We start from the raw sequence: 18,027 nt of genomic DNA on the forward strand, positions 1-18,027 counted from the left end.
GCTGTCCAGCGCCTTTTTCCAGGGAACCCGCATGTCTATTTCTGCCGCCAAGCCACGCATTCTTGTGGCCCGCGCCCTCTTTCCGGAGGTGTTGGACTTCTTGTCCCAGCACTTCGACGTAGAGTCCAACCAGGCCGACGCCGCCTGGAGTGCGGAGCAACTGATCGACAAGCTGCAGGGAAAGGTGGGCGTGCTGAGCACGGGCGGCGAGCGCATCAGCGCCGCGCTGCTGGCGGCCTGCCCGCAGCTGCGCATCTGCGCCAACATGGCGGTGGGCTTTAACAACTTTGACGTGGACGCCATGACGGCCGCGGGCGTGCAGGGCACCAATGCGCCCGACGTGTTGACCGAAACCACCGCCGACTTTGGTTTTGCCCTGCTGATGGCCACCGCTCGGCGCGTGACCGAGAGCGAACACTACCTGCGCGCCGGCCACTGGACACGCTGGAGCTACGACATGTTTTGCGGCTCCGACATCCACGGCGCGACGCTGGGCATCATTGGCATGGGGCGCATTGGCCAGGCGATTGCACGGCGTGGCGCCTTGGGCTTTGGCATGCAGGTGATGTACCACAACCGCAGCCGCCTGGACGCCGCCACCGAGGCCGCCTGTGGCGCCCGCTATGTGGACAAGGACACGCTGCTGCAGAGCGCCGACCACGTGCTGCTGGTGGTGCCGTACTCGGCCGCCTCGCACCACACCATCGGCGCGGCCGAGCTGGCCAAGATGAAGCCCACCGCTACGCTGATCAACATTGCCCGCGGCGGCATTGTGGACGACGCGGCCCTGGCCGTGGCCCTGCGTGAACGGCGCATTGCCGCGGCGGGGCTGGACGTGTTCGAGGGCGAACCCCAGGTTCACCCCGACCTGCTGACCGTGCCCAATGTGGTGCTCACGCCGCACATTGCCAGCGCCACCCTGCGCACACGCCGCGCCATGGCGCAACTGGCGGCGGACAACCTGGTCGACTTTCTGGTGCATGGCAAGGTGCGCACCCCTATCAACACGCCACAGCCCGTGGCCCGCAGCACATGAAGTGGTGGCCGCAGACCGGTGCCGATAGCGGCGCGGGCGGCGCTCCTTCGGCAGACGGCATGGTGGGCATTGGTGCGGTAGCCCGCGGCTTCAACGCCAGTATTTTTGTGGTCTGTGGCCTGGTCATCGTGGCGGCCTACGCGCTGGGCCTGTTCACCGATGGGCTCAACATGCTCAACATGGTGCTGCTGGTGTGTCTGGCCGCGCTGGTGCAGGTGTTCCTGATCCAGGGCTGGGTGCGCTCCAGCTCGGCGGTGGTGCTGGTGCTGCTGTTTGTGGGGGTGTTTTCGAGCATGCTGCGCTTTGGTTCGGTCAGCATTGCGCAGGCCGCACTGGCCGGCATTCCGCTGATCTACTGCGTCATCATTCTGGGCGAGCGTGCCGGCTTTTTGCTGCTGTTGCTTTCCGTGGCCGCCAGTGCTTGGATCACCTGGGCCCAGGTGTCGGGTGGCCTGCAGCCGTCGGCACCCACCGTGCCGCAGGCCCAGTGGGCGATTCTGGCCACCGGCTTTATCGTGGCCTACCGCATGGCGGTGCTGATCAAACGCCACCTGCTGGACGCCTCCCAGCGCATCAACGCGGCGCAGAAGATGCTGCTCGACGAGCGCGATGCCAGCAATGCGCGCGTGCTCAAGGCCCTGTCGGAGCTGGAGCGACAGCGTTATGTGATTGACCAACACGCCATCGTCACCATCATGGATCTGGGCGGCCACCTGACCTACGGCAACCAGAGGTTTGTGGAGATCAGTGGGTACGCGCCCCAGGAGTTTTTGGGCAAGAGTTACCGCATGATGGACTCGGGCCAGCACGATGACCGGTTTTACACCGATCTGATCCACACCATTTCGCAAGGCAAGGTGTGGCGCTCCGAACTGAGCAACCGCGCCAAGGACGGCACCCTGTACTGGCTGGACACCACGGTGGCTGCCTTTATGCACACCGACGGCACGCCGCGTGAGTACATCACGGTCAGCACCGACATCACCCAGCGCCGCCAGGCCGAGCAGTCGGCGCTGGCCGCCAGCCAGGCCAAGTCGCAGTTTTTGGCCAATATGAGCCACGAGATCCGCACGCCCATGAACGGCGTGGTGGGCATGGTGGACCTGCTGCGTGCCACCGAACTCACGCGCGAACAGCGCCGCATGGTGGGCACCATCCACGATTCCTCGATTGCGTTGTTGCAAATCCTCAACGACATCCTGGACTTCTCCAAGATCGAGGCCGACAAGCTGGAGGTGGAGGCCATGCCCACCCACCTGCGTGAGCTGGTGGAAGGTGTGGCCCAGCTCATGGTCACCATCTCGGCGGGCAAGGACATTGACCTCTCGGTGCTGGTCGACCCCGACCTGCCGGCCTGGGTCTGGGTGGACCCCACGCGCTTGCGCCAGGTGCTCTACAACCTGGTTGGCAACGCCCTCAAGTTCACGCTGGGCCGGGCCGAGCGGCGTGGCAATGTGCGCCTGTACGTGCGCGCGGCGCAGCAGACGCAGGGTGTGCCCATGCTGGAACTCAGCGTGATGGACAACGGCATTGGCATGGCCCCTGAGCTGGTGGAGCGCCTGTTTGAAGCCTTTACCCAGGCTGACGTGAGCACAGCGCGCCAGTTTGGCGGTACCGGGCTAGGCCTCACCATCAGCCGCCGCCTGGTGGAAATGATGCACGGCCGCATCCTGGTGCACAGCACCTTGGGCGAGGGCTCCATCTTCACCGTGTTGCTGCCGCTGCAAGTGGCGACGGTGGGCGGCGATGTGGTGCCGGGCGTACGCCTAGACGGTAGCCAGGTGCTGCTGGTGACGGACGACCCAGACTGTGCGCAGAACCTGCCGGGCCACCTGCACTTGGCCGGTGCCCAGGTGCAAAGCGTGCACACGCTGGACCAGGCCGCGACCTGGATGGCGGTAGTGCAGGGGCAGGCCGTGTTGCTGCTCGATGTGGAGGCCGCGTGGGACGAATCGGTGGACGCCTGGGCCCAGGCTGTGCCGGGCCGCGGCGTAGTGCGCCTGGTGCGGCAAAACCAGAGCAGCCTGCCAGGCCGATCGGTCACCGTGTGTGCCCGGCCCATGCTGCAGCAGGAGCTGCTGCGGGGTATTGCGCTGGCCTGCGGGCGTCTGTCGGTGCCCGCGGTGGTGCCGCGGCCCGCTGCCGCGCCGCAGCCCAGCCCGACACCGCCGTCGGTGGAGGCCGCGCGCGACGCCGGCCGCCTGATTTTGCTGGTGGAAGACAACGAGACCAACCGCGAAGTGATGCAGGAGCAACTGCGCATCTTGGGTTATGCCGCAGAAGCCGCTGCGGATGGCGCCACAGCGCTCACCATGTGGCGCACCGGCCGCTACGGACTGATGCTGACTGACTGCCACATGCCGCACATGGACGGCTTTGCGCTGACCGACGCCATCCGCCAGGCCGAAGACCCGCAGGAGCACATGCCCATCGTGGCGGTCACGGCCAATGCCATGGACGGCGAGCTGCAGCACTGCCTGGAGCGTGGCATGGACGACTACCTGACCAAGCCCCTGCGCCTGAGCGAGCTGGGTGCCATGCTGGCCAAATGGTTGCCGCGCAACAGCGCGCCGCATGCGCCACCGCCGCAATGGGACAGCCAAGCCCTGAGCCGCATGGTGGGCGACGACCCGACCATGCACCGCCGCCTGCTGGACCGCTTTGTCACCACCACGTCGGCACAAATGGGTGAATTGGAGGTGCTGCGCGCGGCGCACGACCTCAAGGGCCTGGCGGCGGTGGGGCACCGGCTCAAATCGTCGTCTCACACGGTGGGGGCTATGCAGCTGGGCGCGCTGTGCCAGGACCTGGAGACCCTGGCCCGCCAGGGCAAAGCCGAGGAGGCCCTGGCGCTGGTGCCGGCCATCCAGCAGGCATTTATCGGGGTGGAGCCGATGCTGCGCGGGGCGTAGTTCGCTATAAATTTAGGAGCTGCTTGCGCAGACTCCATAAGGGCTAGAGTGCTTTTTTATTCATATTTTGGTGGGTGTGGCAATGCAATGGTTTGAATGGCTGCTGGTTGGCCTGGCGGTGGTGCAGCTGGTGGTGTTGGTGCTACTGCTGGTGCGGCGTTCAGTGCCAACACCCCCCAGCCCGCTGCAAGAGGCACAGCGCCAGGAGCTGCTGGCGCTGGTCAAAACCAGCAGCGAGCGGTTGGAGCGCGAGCTGCGCCGCGAAGTGACCGAGTCCGCCCGCGGCGGTCGCCAGGAGTTGGCGCAGAACCTGGCCACCTTCCAGCAGAGCCTGGTGCAGCAGGGGGCAGAGGCTACCCGCACGCAGAACACCCAGATCGACGCGTTTGGCCAGCAGCTCGCCTTGTTGCAAAAAACGCTGTCGGACACGCTGACGAACCAGTTGTCCAACCTGAGCGAATCCAACGCACGGCGCATGAATGAAGTGCGCGAGACGCTGGAGAAGCAACTCGCGCAGCTGCAAACCACCAACGCGGCCAAGCTCGACGAGATGCGCGCCACGGTGGATGAGAAGCTGCAGACCACGCTGCAGGCCCGCCTGGGCGAGAGCTTCAAGCAGGTGGCCGAGCGCCTGGAGCAGGTGCACAAGGGCCTGGGCGAGATGCAGACGCTGGCGCAGGGCGTGGGCGACCTCAAGCATTTGCTGACCAATGTGAAAACCCGCGGCATGTTTGGCGAGGCGCAGCTGGCCAGTCTGCTGGAGCAGGTGTTTGTGCCCGACCAGTACGCCACCCAGGTGGCCACGCGCCCCGGTAGCAAAAACGTGGTGGACTTTGCCATCAAGCTGCCCGGCAAATCGGACGACGGCACGCCCTTGTGGCTGCCCATCGACGCGAAGTTTCCCAACGAAGACTACGAGCGCCTGCTCGACGCCCAGGGCCGCGCCGATGTGCTGGCCGCCGAGGTGGCGGGCAAGGCGCTGGAAATGCGGATCCGGCTGGAGGCCAAGTCGATCTCCGAAAAATACGTGGAGCCGCCATATACCACCGACTTCGCCATCCTGTTTTTACCGACTGAGGGCCTGTACGCCGAGGTGCTGCGCCGCCCCGGCCTGATGGAAAGCCTGCAGCGCGACCACCGCATCACGCTGGCCGGGCCGACCACGCTGTTGGCCATGCTGAGCTCGCTGCAAATGGGCTTTCGCACGCTGGCGCTGGAGAAGCGTTCCAGCGAGGTGTGGCAGGTGCTGGGCGCCGTCAAAACCGAGTTCGGCAAGTTTGGCGATGTGCTGGCCAAGGTCAAGGCGCAGACCGAAACCGTGCTCAAAACGCTGGACAGCGCCGAGGTGCGCAGCCGCGCCATGGGCCGTGCGCTCAAAAAGGTGGATGCGCTGCCGGACACGCAAGCCCAGGCCCTGCTGCCCACCGACCGCGACTTTGACCGGGATGCTGACACGGGCTCGGCATGAGTGTTTCCGGTTCTGAAGCCCACGCCAACAGCAGTGTTTGGGGGCTGCTACGGCTGATTGCCGGGCAGGTGTGCCTGCACGCCAGCATGGCGGGTATGCGCATGGCGGCACCGCTGTGGGCTTTGCAGCAGGGGTATGGTCCGCTCGCCGTCGGTTTTTTGCTGGCCCTGTTTTCACTGAGCCAGGTGTTTCTGGCGCTGCCTGCGGGACGTTATGCAGACCGCCACGGCCTGCGTCGCCCGGTGGCGTTGGGCATTGGGGCTTCCATGCTGGGTGGTGGTGTGGCGGCATTGTTTCCCCACTTCGCGATTTTGTGTTTCAGTGCCTTGTTGACGGGCGCCGCCACCGGGGCAGCTTCCATTGCGCTGCAGCGGCATGTGGGCCGCGCTGCGCATGGCGCGCAGGAGCTGCGGCGTGTTTTCAGCTGGTTGTCCATTGGGCCGGCGGTGTCCAACTTTTTGGGCCCGGTGTGTGTGGGCTTGCTGATTGACCACGCCGGGGTATGGCTGGGCGGGCGGGCGGCAGACCACAACGGGTTTGTCGCCGCCTTTGCCCTGACGGCATTGGTGCCCGCCTTGTGCTGGTTGTGTGTGCGCCACACGGTGGAGTTGCCCAGCTTGCATTCCGAGCCGGGCAGTGCCGCGCCGAGCGTGTGGCCGCTGTTGCGCGAGCCATTGATGCGTCGTCTGTTGCTGGTGAACTGGCTGCTCTCCAGCTGCTGGGATGTGCACACCTTTGTGGTGCCGGTGATCGGCCATGAGCGCGGTTTTAGCGCCTCAGTCATTGGTGCCATCCTGGGCGGTTTTGCCGTGGCGGCCGCTTCGGTGCGGGTGCTGATGCCGCTGCTGGCTGCACACCTGCGTGAATGGGCGGTGGTAACCGGTGCCATGGTGGCCACTGCCGTGTTGTTTGCGGCCTACCCCTTCATGCCCGGTGCCTGGTCCATGGGGTTGTGTTCGGTGTTGCTGGGGCTGGCCCTGGGCACAGTGCAACCCATGCTCATGAGCACGCTGCACCAGATTACACCGCACGCTCTGCATGGCCAGGCCATCGCGCTGCGGCTCATGAGCATCAATCTCTCCAGCGTGCTCATGCCCATGCTCTTTGGCACGGCGGGTGTGGTGGTGGGGGTGTCTGTGGTGTTCTGGACCGTGGGGACGCTGGTGGGGCTGGGGGCCCCGGCGGCCTGGAAGCTGCGGCCCTAAGCGCACCAACCCTCAGGCAGCAGTGCCTTACAGGGGCAGGTTGTAGAAGGTGCGGATAGTGTCCCAGGCCTCTTGCGGGTCGTCGGTGTAGTGCAGCAGGTTCAGGTCTTCGGGCGAGATCGCACCTTCTTCCACCAGCACGTCCATATTGATCAGCCGTTTCCAATAATCGGTGCCAAACAGCACGATGGGCACGGGTTTGGCCTTTTTGGTTTGTACCAGGGTGATGACTTCGAACAGCTCGTCCAGCGTGCCAAAGCCGCCGGGGAAGGCCACCAGTGCCTTGGCGCGCATCATGAAATGCATCTTGCGTGTGGCGAAGTAGTGGAACTTGAAGCTCAGCGACGGCGTGACATAGGGGTTGGCCCGCTGCTCGTGGGGCAAGGCGATGTTCAGGCCCGGCGTGGGCGCGCCCATTTCAAACGCGCCGCGGTTGGCCGCTTCCATGATGCCGGGGCCGCCGCCGGTGCAGATAAACAGGCGGTCCTTCAACGGCTTGCGTGCGCTGTAGCCAGCCACCAGGCGGGCAAACAGGCGGGCGTTGTCGTAGTGTTTGGCGTTGCGCACATGGCGCTCGGCCAGGGCCAGTTGTTGGGCGTCACCACTGGCCTTTGCGGCCTTGAGTGCAGCGTTGGCGTCTTCGGGGGAGGGAAAGCGGGCACTGCCAAACACCACCACGGTGTTCTCCACGCCCTGGGCTGCCTGGTCCAGATCGGGCTTGAGCATCTCCAGCTGGATGCGCAGGCCGCGGGTCTCGCGGCGCAGCAGAAATTCGGGGTCGGCAAACGCCAGGCGGTAGGCGTCAGTCTCCAGCATGTTGCCGAGGTCGGCGTGGGCTTGCAGGTCGGCCCAGGCATTGGCCAGGCGGGCTTCGTTGAGGTTTTGCGTGTTTTCCATGCGTGCATTGTGCGGCAAATGCAAGACAGCAAAAAGGCTCCCGAAGGAGCCTTTTTGAGCTGAGCACGAAACGCGATTTACACGCGTTTGCGGCAACGCGGCTGGTCAGACGCGTTTACGGTATTCGCCGGTACGGGTGTCGATTTCGACCTTGTCGCCTTGGGCCACGAAGATTGGCACGCCGATTTCGAAACCGGTGGCGATCTTGGCGGGCTTGAGCACCTTGCCCGATGTGTCGCCCTTGACGGCGGGTTCGGTCCAGGTGATTTCGCGTTCCACGCTGGTGGGCAGTTCCACCGAGATGGCCTTGCCTTCGTAGAACACCACTTCCGCGGTCATGCCGTCTTCCAGGTAGTTCAGCGAGTCGCCCATGTTTTCGGATTCGACTTCGTACTGGTTGTAGTCCGCGTCCATCCAGACATACAGGGGATCGGCGAAGTAGGAGTAAGTGCAATCCTTCTTGTCCAGAATGATCTGGTCGATCTTGTCGTCGGCCTTGAACACGACTTCGGTACCGAAGTTGGCGATCAGGCTCTTGAGCTTCATGCGCACGGTGGCAGAGTTGCGGCCGCCGCGGCTGTATTCGGTTTTCAGGACGACCATGGGGTCTTTGCCGTGCATGATCACATTGCCGGCGCGGATTTCTTGAGCGATTTTCATAGGGTTGCAGGAACGAATGTCGCGTGGTGCGACTGTAGGCCGCAGTCTGCGGCGGGGCATGACTTGCCCCAAAACTCAGGCGGCAAATTCAGCAAAGCCTAGCATTTTATCTTTTTTTCAGCACGAAATTGGTGAGCTGGCTGCTCAGGTCGTCCGCTTGCAGCAGGGTGCGGCGCCAATCGTGTGCGGCAGCCGACCATTCGGCCAGGGGCAGACTGCTCCAGTCCGGCTTGGGCCCGCTCGGCCCGGCCACGTCAGAGAGGTTGTTCCAGGCTAGCTGTGCCGCGCGCAGCGAGGCGGGCGCCTGCATCTGGTCCAGCAGTGCGTCCAGCTTATCGGCATGGGCGCCATCGTCCTGCGGGTAGATGTGCCACAACCAGGGTTTGCCGGCCCAGATGGCGCGCACCAGCGAGTCTTCGCCGCGCACCAGATTCAGGTCACACGCCCACAGCAGCGCGTCAAATTCGGTCTGGGTTAGCGGCTCCAGCCAGTGCAGCGCCAGCGCGCCAGCGCCGGTAGGGGCGATGTCCATCTGCGCAAGCGCTGTCTGCACCGCGCGCTGGGCGCGGCCCGGTGTGACCAGCAGCAGGGTGGGGGCCGCACCGTCCATCAGACCTTGCAGCAGGGCTGCCAGCGCGGGCGGCTCGTAGCAAAACAGCGAGACCAGGCGCTGGCCGTGCCAGGCAATCCCCTGCTGGGCCAGCCAGGTGCTGCGTGCCGTTGCGTCAAAGGCGGTTTGTCGTGCCAGGTAGTCCGGCTCGCGCAGCAGCCCGCCCGTGTGTGCTGTGAAACCGGGGTAGTAAAAATGTTTGGTCCAGCCTTGGGCCGGGCCCTGCATCACGGGCGAGGGCAGGGCGTGGCAACGTTCCACATAGGCCTCGGCCGACAGGTACTCCAGGTTGATCCACACCGGAGGTTTATGCTCATTTTTGCCTCTAGGACCCCTACTTATTGCGCGAGCAGCTATGAATTCAGGAGCAATTTCGCAACCAAAACCTTCCACCCAGACATCGGCGGGGGGCAGGTTCGTCAGTGCCGAGGGCTTGTGCGCGTCCGCCCAGTTGCGCACCTGCACGCCAGGCCATTGGCCTTCTACCGCACCGGGCGCCATCCACGCGAGGGCGCTGGCGTCGTCCACCCACAGGCGCACCGTGTGGCCGCGGTGGGCCAAGTCGGCACACAGGCGCCAACACACGCCGATGTCGCCAAAGTTGTCGATGACCTTGCAGAAAATATCCCATTGCATGGCGGCTATTGTCCATGCGCGGTCCACCCTCCAAGTAGCAAGCACAATAGCGTCCCATGTCTGAAGCACCCTCCGCAGAAACCCATTCCGACGCGCTGCTGCGCGAGGTGGCGGCCTTGCCGTCGCTGCCCGGGGTGTACCGCTACTTTGATGCGGACAACCAGCTGCTGTACGTGGGCAAGGCCATCAGCCTGAAGAAGCGGGTCAGCAGTTATTTCCAGAAGGACCACGGTGGCACACGCATCGGCCACATGGTCAGCAAGATTGTGCGCATGGAGACCACGGTGGTGCGCTCCGAGGCCGAGGCCCTGCTGCTGGAAAACAACCTCATCAAGACGCTGAACCCGAAATACAACATCCTGTTTCGGGACGACAAGAGCTACCCCTACCTGAAGATGACCGGCACGCCGCCCGTGCCCAAGCATCTGGCGCCTGCCGAACCGGGTGCCAAGCCCCGCCCCCCGCAGCCGGTGGAGTTTGCCCGCGTGTCCTACTACCGCGGCGGCGTGGAGAAGAAGCACCGCTACTTCGGGCCTTACCCTAGTGCCTGGGCGGTGAAAGAGGCCATTTTGCTGATGCAAAAGGTGTTTCGCCTGCGCACCTGCGAAGACCCGGTGTTCAGCAACCGCACGCGGCCCTGCCTGCTGTACCAGATCAAGCGCTGCTCCGCGCCCTGTGTGGGCCACATCAACCCGGTGGACTATGCGCAGGACGTGGCCAATGCCGAACGTTTTTTACGCGGTGAAGCGCAGGACGTGATGCGCGGCCTGGAGGCCCGCATGATGGCCCACGCCGACAAACTGGAGTTTGAGCAGGCGGCTGAGCTGCGCAACCAGGTGGCGGCGCTGTCGAATGTGCTGCACCAGCAGTCGGTGGACAACGTGTCGGACCGCGATGTGGACATCTTGGCCGTGAAGGTGCAGGGCGGCAAGGCCTGCGTGAACCTGGCCATGGTGCGCGGCGGTCGCCACTTGGGCGACCGGCCTTATTTCCCCGTGCACGTGGAAGACGCCACGGTGATGAGCGAGGCGGTCGATGACAGCGAGGTGAAGAAGTCTGTGGAGGCCCAGGTGCTGGAGGCCTTTTTGGCGCAGCACTATATCGACGTGCCTATGCCCGGCGCGCTGGTGGTCAGCGAGCCCGTGAGCAAGGGGTTGCTGCAGGCGCTGTCCGAACAAACTGGTATCAAGGTCACGGCCGTGCACCAGCCGCGCGAACAGCGTCGCGCCTGGCTGGACATGGCACAGACCAATGCGGCGCTGCAGCTGGCCCGCCTGTTGGCCGAAGAGGGCTCGCAGCAGGCGCGTACCCGGGCACTGGCCGATGCACTGGACCTGGCGCTGGACGATCTGGACGCATTGCGCATTGAGTGTTTTGACATCTCGCACACCGCGGGCGAGGCCACGCAGGCGTCGTGTGTCGTGTTTCAGCACCACAAGATGCAGAACAGCGAGTACCGCCGATTCAACATAGAAGGCATCACCGGGGGTGACGACTATGCGGCCATGCGCCAGGTGCTGACGCGCCGCTACAGCAAGCTGGCCGAGGCGCTGCGCGAAGCCAAGCACCAGGGCACCACGCCGAGCGGTACCGCACGCTTGCCTGACCTGGTGCTGGTGGACGGCGGCAAGGGCCAGGTGGCCATGGCGCGTGAGGTGTTTGAGAGCCTGGGGCTGGACCTGTCGCTCATCGTGGGCGTGGAGAAGGGCGAGGGCCGCAAGGTGGGGCTGGAGGAGTTGGTGTTTGCCGATGGCCGTGAAAAGGTTTACCTAGGTGCCGACTCGGCTGCGCTCATGCTGGTCGCGCAGATCCGCGACGAGGCGCACCGCTTCGCCATCACCGGCATGCGCGCCGCGCGTGCCAAGGTACGCACGGGTGGAGGCAAGCTCGAAGAAATTCCGGGCATCGGCCCCAAGCGCCGTGCCAAACTGCTGCAGCGTTTTGGCGGCGTGCGCGGCGTGGCGTTGGCCAGCGCACAGGACATTGCCACGGTGGACGGAATATCGCGCGAACTGGCCGATGAAATCTACCGGGCGCTGCACTAGCCGTGCCACAATCCCGCCATGTTTATGACCATCCCCACCCTCATGACCTGGACGCGAATCTTCGCGATTCCCCTCATCCTGGGTGTCTTCTATTTGCCCGATTCCATGGCGTCCGCCTATGAGCGCAACCTGGTGGCCACGATCATGTTCGTGGTATTCGCGGCAACGGACTGGCTGGATGGTTACCTGGCGCGCAAGCTCAACCAGACCTCGTCATTCGGCGCTTTTTTGGACCCGGTGGCCGATAAGTTTTTGGTGTGTGCTTGTGTGCTGGTCTTGGTGCACCTGCAACGCGCCGATGTGTTTGTGGCCCTCATCATCATCGGCCGCGAGATTGCTATCTCGGCTCTGCGCGAGTGGATGGCGCAGATTGGTGCATCGCGCAGTGTGGCCGTGCACATGATTGGCAAAGTCAAGACCGTGGTGCAGATGGTGGCCATCCCCTTTCTGCTGTTTGATGGTGTGCTGTTTGGTGTGATTGACACCCATCTGTGGGGTGTGTGGCTCATTTGGGCCGCCGCCGTTCTCACCGTCTGGTCCATGGTGTATTACCTGCAAAAAGCCTTGCCTGAAATCCGCGCACGCACCAAATAACCTGCCCTCGGGCTAAGTGCCCCGAAGCGGTGCACCCCGCATGGCGCCTACACTTTGTTGCATTTGCGACAGTGCCAAGCGCCATAAAAAACTTCCACCCTTGCTCCAGTTTTGGAAAGAATTGCGTCTAGAATTCGCCTCCGCGCTGTCGCAATGTTGCAGGGCATATTGACACGGAATTAGGCCGTGGCTTTAATGCAATGCAGCAGCTTTGACTGCTACCGCCGAATCGTTTTGTGTCTGCGTTGTGTGCCATTGCACCGCATCTCAGGTCCAAGGCGGTACAACCAAATTTGAAGAGACAATCCATTAATTCGCTTCCGTACAAGGGGTCTTTGTGAATAAAACAGAACTGATTGAGCACATTGCAAAACACGCCGACATTTCCAAGGCCGCTGCAACGCGCGCTCTGGAATCCACCATTGGCGCAGTGAAGACCACCCTCAAAAAAGGTGGCACTGTTTCCCTGGTCGGTTTTGGTACTTTTGCAGTGGGCAAACGTGCTGCTCGCACGGGTCGCAATCCACGTACCGGCGCTGCGATTAAAATCAAGGCTGCCAAAGTGCCAAAGTTCCGTCCAGGCAAAGCATTGAAAGATGCCCTGAACTAAAATTCGGTTTCGGTTTGGGTGATTAGCTCAGTTGGTAGAGCGTCTGCCTTACACGCAGAATGTCGGCGGTTCGAGCCCGTCATCACCCACCACCCACCCAGCAAAGGCGAACAGTGTGTTCGCCTTTTTTGTTGTTTACATGGAGAGTTAGTGCATGTTTGAATTTGTCCGCCGGAACACCAAGTTCATCGCGGCGCCATTGTTCTTGCTGATCATTGCCGCTTTTGTGTTGGTGGGGATTGATGGGTACAAAGGTGTCGTCTCCAGTGGTGCGACCGTGGCCCAAGTGGGCAATGCCAGCATCACCCAGGAAGAGTGGGACTTTGCCCACAAGAATGAGGTGGACCGTTTGCGTGCGTCTGTGCCCAACCTGGACGCCAAACTGCTGGACTCCCCCGAAGCCCGTTACGCGACGCTGGAACGCCTGGTGCGTGAGCGCGTGATGGCTGCTGCGGTAAGTGACGCACACTTCACCACCTCCGATGCACGCCTGGCCCGTGAACTGCAGCAGAACCCCACGATTGCGGGCCTGCGCAAGCCCGATGGTTCGCTCGACATGGAACGGTACCGCCAGCTCGCCGCCAGCCAGGGCCTGACGCCTGAAGGTTTTGAAGCACGCGTGCGCAGTGATTTGTCGTTGATGCAAGTGGAGTCTGGCATGACATCCACGGCGTTCGCTCCCAATGCCTTGGCTGACATCGCCCTGAACGCATTTTTTGAACGCCGCGAAGTACAAATTACGCGCTTTAGCCCTGCCGACTTTGCCAGCAAGGTGAATCTGTCGGACGCCGACATCGAAGCCTTCTACCAAGCCAACTTGTCGCAGTTCCAGTCACCCGAGTCGGCTACGGTGGAGTACGTGGTGCTGGACCTGGACGCTGTCAAAAAGACCGTCGTGGTGAATGACGCCGACCTCAAGTCGTACTTTGAACAAAATGCGGACCGTTTGAGTGCCAAGGAAGAGCGCCGTGCGAGCCACATCCTGATCAACGCGCCCAAAGACATGCCCGCCGCTGACCGCCAGAAGGCCAAAGAGAAAGCGCAAGCCCTGTTGGAGCAGGCCCGCAAGGCGCCCGCGACCTTTGCAGAGCTGGCCAAGAAAAACTCGCAAGACACGGGCTCGGCTCCCAACGGCGGCGACCTCGATTTCTTTGCCCGTGGCGCCATGGTCAAGCCCTTTGAGGATGCTGCCTTTGCAATGAAGAAGGGCGACATTAGCGATGTGGTGGAGTCCGACTTTGGCTTTCACATCATCAAACTCACCGACGTGAAAGCCCCCAAGCAACCCGTGTTTGAAGAAGCACGTGCGGGGCTCGAAGCCGAGCTGCGCGTGCAACAGGCACAGCGCAAGTTTGCCGAAGTGGCGGAGACCTTTACCAATGGGGTGTACGAGCAGTCGGACAGCCTGAAGCCCGTGGCCGAACGCCTCAAGCTGGAGGTCAAACAAGCCAGCAATCTGCAGCGCCAGCCTGCCGCGGATGCCAAAGGTGTGCTGGCCAACGCCAAGCTGCTGGCTGCCGTGTTCAGCGCCGATTCGCTGGAGAAGAAGCGCAACACCGAAGCCGTGGAGACCGGCCCCAACCAGCTGAGCGCGGCACGTGTGGTGTCTTACAGCCCTGCAGCGGCCTTGCCTTTGTCTGTGGTGCGCGCGCAGGTACGTGAACAACTGGTGGCCAGCCGGGCCCAAGAGCTGGCCAAGAAAGAGGGCGCCGCCAAACTGGACGCCTGGAAGGCCGCTCCTGCTTCAGCCAGCTTTCCAGCGGCTGTAACGGTATCGCGCGAAGCCAATCAGCCTGTGCAAGGGCTGCTGTTGGACGCCGCCCTGCGTGCCGACCCAACCAAGCTGCCCGCCACTGTGGGTGTGGACTTGGGCCGCCAAGGTTATGCGATTGTGAAGGTCAACAAAGTGCTGCCGCGCACGCCTGTGGCCGACGATGTGGCCAAGCAGGAGCGCAACCAGTATGCGCAATGGACCGCCAACGCCGAAAGCCAAGCCTATTACGCAGTGCTCAAAGAGCGTTTCAAGGTGCAAATCAAAGTGCCAGCGCCTACAAGTTCTGTGCCGCCAGAGGCTCCATAAGGGTTTTATCGGGTTATAATTTCGGCTCTGCGGTGGCTGTAGCTCAGTTGGTAGAGTCCAGGATTGTGATTCCTGTTGTCGTGGGTTCGAGCCCCATCAGCCACCCCAAGGTATGTAAAAACCCTGTTTTCGTAAGGAAACAGGGTTTTTTTACGTCTGGTGCTTGTGGTTACCCGGCCTGGGTTTGAAGAAACTTTCCTTGCCATCCGATATCTCATCCATCTGACCTGGAGGCGCGCAGCGTGTGATCGCAGCAGCAGCAACCGGGCTGTCGTTGGATGGAGAAAACACATGGTTGAAGACAGCATCTTTTTCAAGACGATTGATGCGGCCTTTCCGAACATTGGAAAGAAGATCAAACTGTTCTGGGGACACCCGGAGTTTGTAGCGCTAATGCACGAGCTGCAGCACGATGTGGGTGATCGGCCACGGGCAGGCTTTCCCGCAGAGGTGTTGATGGCGATTCACGAGTTGTCGAATGACCACGATGCGATTTATCCGCATCTTGCCCGCAAAGATGCCAACCTTTGGCACCTTTGAGGCCCCGCGTTTCAGTTCACCATCACCAGCTTGCCCATCACTCCACGTGAGCCCATGTGGGCGTAGGCGGCTTTGAGTTCGGCCATGGGCATGGTGCGGTCGATCACGGGTTTGATCTTTCCCTGGCCGTACCACTGGGCCAGCTCGCCCATCATGGCGGCGTTGGCCTTGGGTTCTTTTTTGGCAAAGTCACCCCAGAACACGCCGACGATGCTGGCGCCCTTGAGCAATGCCAAGTTGAACGGCAGCGCAGGGATGGGGCCTGACGCAAAGCCCACCACCAAGTAACGGCCGCGCCAGGCGATGGAGCGGAATGCAGGCTCGGCAAAGTCACCGCCCACCGGGTCGTAAATCACGTCCGGGCCCTTGCCATCGGTCAAGGCCTTAAGGGCTTCGCGCAAGTTCTCGGTGGCGTAGTTGATGGTGGCGTCTGCGCCAATCGACTTGCAGAGCTCACACTTCTCTTGCGTGGAGGCTGCGGCAATGACGCGTGCGCCCATGGCCTTGGCGATTTGGATGGCCGAGGTGCCCACGCCACCGGCCGCGCCCAGCACCAGCACGGTTTCACCGGCCTTGAGTTGGGCCCGGTCCACCAGCGCGTGGTAGGACGTGGCGTAGATCATGATGAAGGCCGCGGCATCCACCATGGGGAAGCCGGGGGGCAGGGGCATGCACAGCGCAGCAGGGGCGATGGTGTGGGTGCCGAAGCCGCCGGTGCCGCTCAAGCAGGCGACGGGCTGGCCGACTTTCAGATGCGTGACGCCTTCACCCACGGCTTGCACAATGCCGGCGTACTCCGAGCCCGGTACAAAGGGCAGGGCGGGTTTCATCTGGTACTTGTTTTGCACGATCAGGATGTCGGGAAAGTTCAGGCTGGCGGCCTTGATCTCCAGCAGCACTTCACCAGCCTTGGGTTGCGGTGTGGGCAGCTCTTTCCAGGTCAGGGCGTCGATGCCGGTGGGGTTTTCGCATAACCAGGCGTGCATGGGGTGTCTCCAAAAAGTTGGCAAATCATAGGTGGGCGGGCGTTTTAAAAATGTCTCTCGTGCGACCAGGTTTCACACCCCCCACCTACAATGCCAGCACACTCTGCACTCCTATGAAAATCCTGATTTCCAACGACGACGGCTACCAAGCCCCCGGCATCGTGGCGCTGTATGAGGCGCTCAAAGACATTGCCGAGGTCGAGGTGATTGCGCCCGAGCAAAACAACAGCGCCAAATCGAATGCGCTGACCCTGCATTCGCCGCTGTATGTGCACCGCGCAGCCAACGGCTTTCGTTATGTGAATGGCACCCCGGCCGACTGTGTGCACATTGCGCTGACCGGCCTGCTGGACTACCGGCCGGACTTGGTGGTGTCCGGCATCAACAACGGTGCCAACATGGGCGACGACACGATTTACTCCGGCACCGTGGGGGCTGCCATGGAGGGCTTTTTGTTTGGTATTCCGGCCATCGCTTTCTCGCAGGTCGAAAAAGACTGGGTGCACCTTGCCTCGGCCGCTCAAAAGGCGCGCGAGCTGGTGCTCGCCATGCAACAGCAGCAGCTCATCACCCCCAAGCCTTGGCTGCTCAACGTCAACATTCCCAATCTGCCGTTTGACGAGATTGGCAGCGTGAAGTTGTGCCGCCTGGGTAAGCGCCATGCAGCCGAAAAAGTGATTCAACAGCAAAGCCCGCGCGGCGAGACCATGTACTGGATTGGCGCGGCTGGCCCGGTGAAAGACGATGCCGAGGGCACCGACTTCCACGCCACAGCGCAAGGCCATGTGGCCATCACACCGCTGAAAGTGGACCTGACCGACCACGATAACCTGGGCTACTGGGCGCAAACCGCGTCCCGGCTGGGACAGCAGCCCCCGGTTGCGGCATGAAACCACGCCCGTCCTTCCCCGCCCGGCTGGACGCTACGCTGGCCAAAACACGCCCCAACCCACACGGCACCGTAGCCAGCAGTGGGGTGTCTGTGGCCAAGCCCGTACCCAAGGCTGTGGCGCAGCCCGCGCCAGCCAAGCCCGTGGTGTTGCCCACCGTGCGCGCCAAGGCCAGCAGTCACCCGTTGCCGCACATGCCCCAGGGTCATGGCATGGATTCCGAGGCCGTGCGCCAGCACATGGTGCAAAAGCTGGCCGGGCAGGGCGTGACCGACCCGCTGGTGCTGGGCGCCATGGGTGCGATTGAGCGCCACCGTTTTGTGGACAGCGCGCTGGTCAACCAGGCGTACGAAGACACCAGCCTCCCGATTGGCTTGGGACAAACGATTTCCAAACCCGGAGTGGTGTCGCGCATGATTGAGCTGCTGCGCAACGGCGCCACGGGCCGTGTGGGCCGCGTGTTGGAGATTGGCACGGGCTGCGGTTACCAGGCCGCCGTGTTGAGCCTGGTGGCCGACGAGGTGTACAGCATTGAGCGCCTGCGCGGCCTGCACGACAAGGCACGCGAAAACCTGCGCCACCTGCGGCTGCCCAATGTGCATTTGCTGTTTGGGGATGGCATGGCGGGTTATGCCAAGGGGGCACCTTATGCCGGCATCATTGCGGCAGCCGGTGGCGAGGCGCTGCCCCAGGCCTGGGTGGACCAGTTGGCCGTGGGCGGGCGCCTGGTGGCACCCGTGGTCACGGGGGCGGGCACGCAGGCTTTGCTGGTGCTGGACAAGACGCCGCAGGGGGTGCGCCAGACCCTGTTGGAGGCGGTGCATTTTGTCCCTCTAAAATCGGGCATTGCCTAAAGGG

Annotated in this window: 15 protein-coding genes and 2 tRNA genes; 13 read left to right on the top strand and 4 right to left on the bottom strand. The window is 62.8% G+C overall.

Annotated elements, in window-relative coordinates; all coding sequences use genetic code 11:
• The first annotated feature begins 31 nt into the window (after positions 1-31).
• The 4 genes from AC097A_RS09225 (at position 32) to AC097A_RS09240 (ending at position 6,621) form a co-directional block, all read left to right on the top strand.
• On the top strand, positions 32-1,036 hold the full coding sequence (locus tag AC097A_RS09225) for a 2-hydroxyacid dehydrogenase (protein ID WP_479620603.1): 1,005 nt from the start codon (positions 32-34) through the stop codon (positions 1,034-1,036).
• Entirely contained in the window at positions 1,033-3,948 is a 2,916-nt protein-coding gene (locus AC097A_RS09230) for a hybrid sensor histidine kinase/response regulator (protein ID WP_479620604.1), read from the top strand. Before AC097A_RS09225 ends, AC097A_RS09230 begins: the two co-directional genes overlap by 4 nt.
• Positions 3,949-4,030: 82 nt before the next feature.
• Positions 4,031-5,416: a DNA recombination protein RmuC gene (rmuC, locus tag AC097A_RS09235; protein WP_479620605.1), complete on the top strand. Its 1,386-nt coding sequence runs from the start codon at positions 4,031-4,033 to the stop codon at positions 5,414-5,416.
• Positions 5,413-6,621: an MFS transporter gene (locus AC097A_RS09240; protein WP_315479341.1), complete on the top strand. Its 1,209-nt coding sequence runs from the start codon at positions 5,413-5,415 to the stop codon at positions 6,619-6,621. The genes rmuC and AC097A_RS09240 overlap by 4 nt, the downstream gene beginning before the upstream one ends.
• A 27-nt stretch (positions 6,622-6,648) precedes the next feature.
• Here AC097A_RS09240 and AC097A_RS09245 read toward each other — a convergent pair whose 3' ends face one another.
• The 3 genes from AC097A_RS09245 to earP form a co-directional block, all read right to left on the bottom strand.
• A complete protein-coding gene (locus AC097A_RS09245; RefSeq protein WP_315479340.1) occupies positions 6,649-7,518 on the bottom strand; it encodes a TIGR00730 family Rossman fold protein in 870 nt (289 codons plus the stop codon).
• A gap of 105 nt (positions 7,519-7,623) precedes the next feature.
• A complete protein-coding gene (gene efp, locus AC097A_RS09250; RefSeq protein WP_105260659.1) occupies positions 7,624-8,178 on the bottom strand; it encodes an elongation factor P in 555 nt (184 codons plus the stop codon).
• Between the two features lie 106 nt (positions 8,179-8,284).
• A complete protein-coding gene (gene earP / locus AC097A_RS09255) occupies positions 8,285-9,424 on the bottom strand; it encodes an elongation factor P maturation arginine rhamnosyltransferase EarP (RefSeq protein WP_479620606.1) in 1,140 nt (379 codons plus the stop codon).
• A 56-nt stretch (positions 9,425-9,480) separates the two neighbouring features.
• Between earP and uvrC the strand changes: the two genes are divergently transcribed.
• The 7 genes from uvrC (at position 9,481) to AC097A_RS09290 (ending at position 15,293) form a co-directional block, all read left to right on the top strand.
• On the top strand, positions 9,481-11,469 hold the full coding sequence (gene uvrC / locus AC097A_RS09260) for an excinuclease ABC subunit UvrC (protein WP_479620607.1): 1,989 nt from the start codon (positions 9,481-9,483) through the stop codon (positions 11,467-11,469).
• Between the two features lie 18 nt (positions 11,470-11,487).
• Positions 11,488-12,063 carry a CDP-diacylglycerol--glycerol-3-phosphate 3-phosphatidyltransferase gene (gene pgsA / locus AC097A_RS09265; RefSeq protein ID WP_105260662.1) on the top strand — a complete coding sequence of 192 codons (576 nt, stop codon included), beginning with the start codon at positions 11,488-11,490 and terminating at the stop codon, positions 12,061-12,063.
• A gap of 337 nt (positions 12,064-12,400) precedes the next feature.
• Positions 12,401-12,673, top strand: a complete 273-nt coding sequence (locus tag AC097A_RS09270) for an HU family DNA-binding protein (RefSeq protein ID WP_066709320.1) — start codon at positions 12,401-12,403, stop codon at positions 12,671-12,673.
• A gap of 16 nt (positions 12,674-12,689) precedes the next feature.
• Positions 12,690-12,765 (top strand) — tRNA-Val (locus AC097A_RS09275).
• A gap of 62 nt (positions 12,766-12,827) precedes the next feature.
• The gene (locus AC097A_RS09280) at positions 12,828-14,753 is read left to right on the top strand and encodes a peptidylprolyl isomerase (protein WP_479620608.1); all 1,926 of its coding nucleotides are present in this window, start codon (positions 12,828-12,830) and stop codon (positions 14,751-14,753) included.
• 32 nt (positions 14,754-14,785) lie between these two features.
• A tRNA-His gene (locus AC097A_RS09285) sits at positions 14,786-14,861 on the top strand.
• Between the two features lie 183 nt (positions 14,862-15,044).
• Positions 15,045-15,293, top strand: coding sequence for a hypothetical protein (locus AC097A_RS09290; RefSeq protein ID WP_105260664.1), 249 nt, complete (start codon positions 15,045-15,047; stop codon positions 15,291-15,293).
• An 11-nt stretch (positions 15,294-15,304) separates the two neighbouring features.
• Here AC097A_RS09290 and AC097A_RS09295 read toward each other — a convergent pair whose 3' ends face one another.
• A complete protein-coding gene (locus tag AC097A_RS09295; protein ID WP_315493273.1) occupies positions 15,305-16,279 on the bottom strand; it encodes a zinc-binding dehydrogenase in 975 nt (324 codons plus the stop codon).
• Between the two features lie 113 nt (positions 16,280-16,392).
• Between AC097A_RS09295 and surE the strand changes: the two genes are divergently transcribed.
• Positions 16,393-17,169: a 5'/3'-nucleotidase SurE gene (gene surE, locus AC097A_RS09300; protein ID WP_479620609.1), complete on the top strand. Its 777-nt coding sequence runs from the start codon at positions 16,393-16,395 to the stop codon at positions 17,167-17,169.
• On the top strand, positions 17,166-18,023 hold the full coding sequence (locus AC097A_RS09305; RefSeq protein ID WP_479620610.1) for a protein-L-isoaspartate(D-aspartate) O-methyltransferase: 858 nt from the start codon (positions 17,166-17,168) through the stop codon (positions 18,021-18,023). The genes surE and AC097A_RS09305 overlap by 4 nt, the downstream gene beginning before the upstream one ends.
• The last annotated feature ends 4 nt before the right edge of the window (positions 18,024-18,027 follow it).

The organism is Rhodoferax sp. XS2R6, from assembly GCF_056521365.1.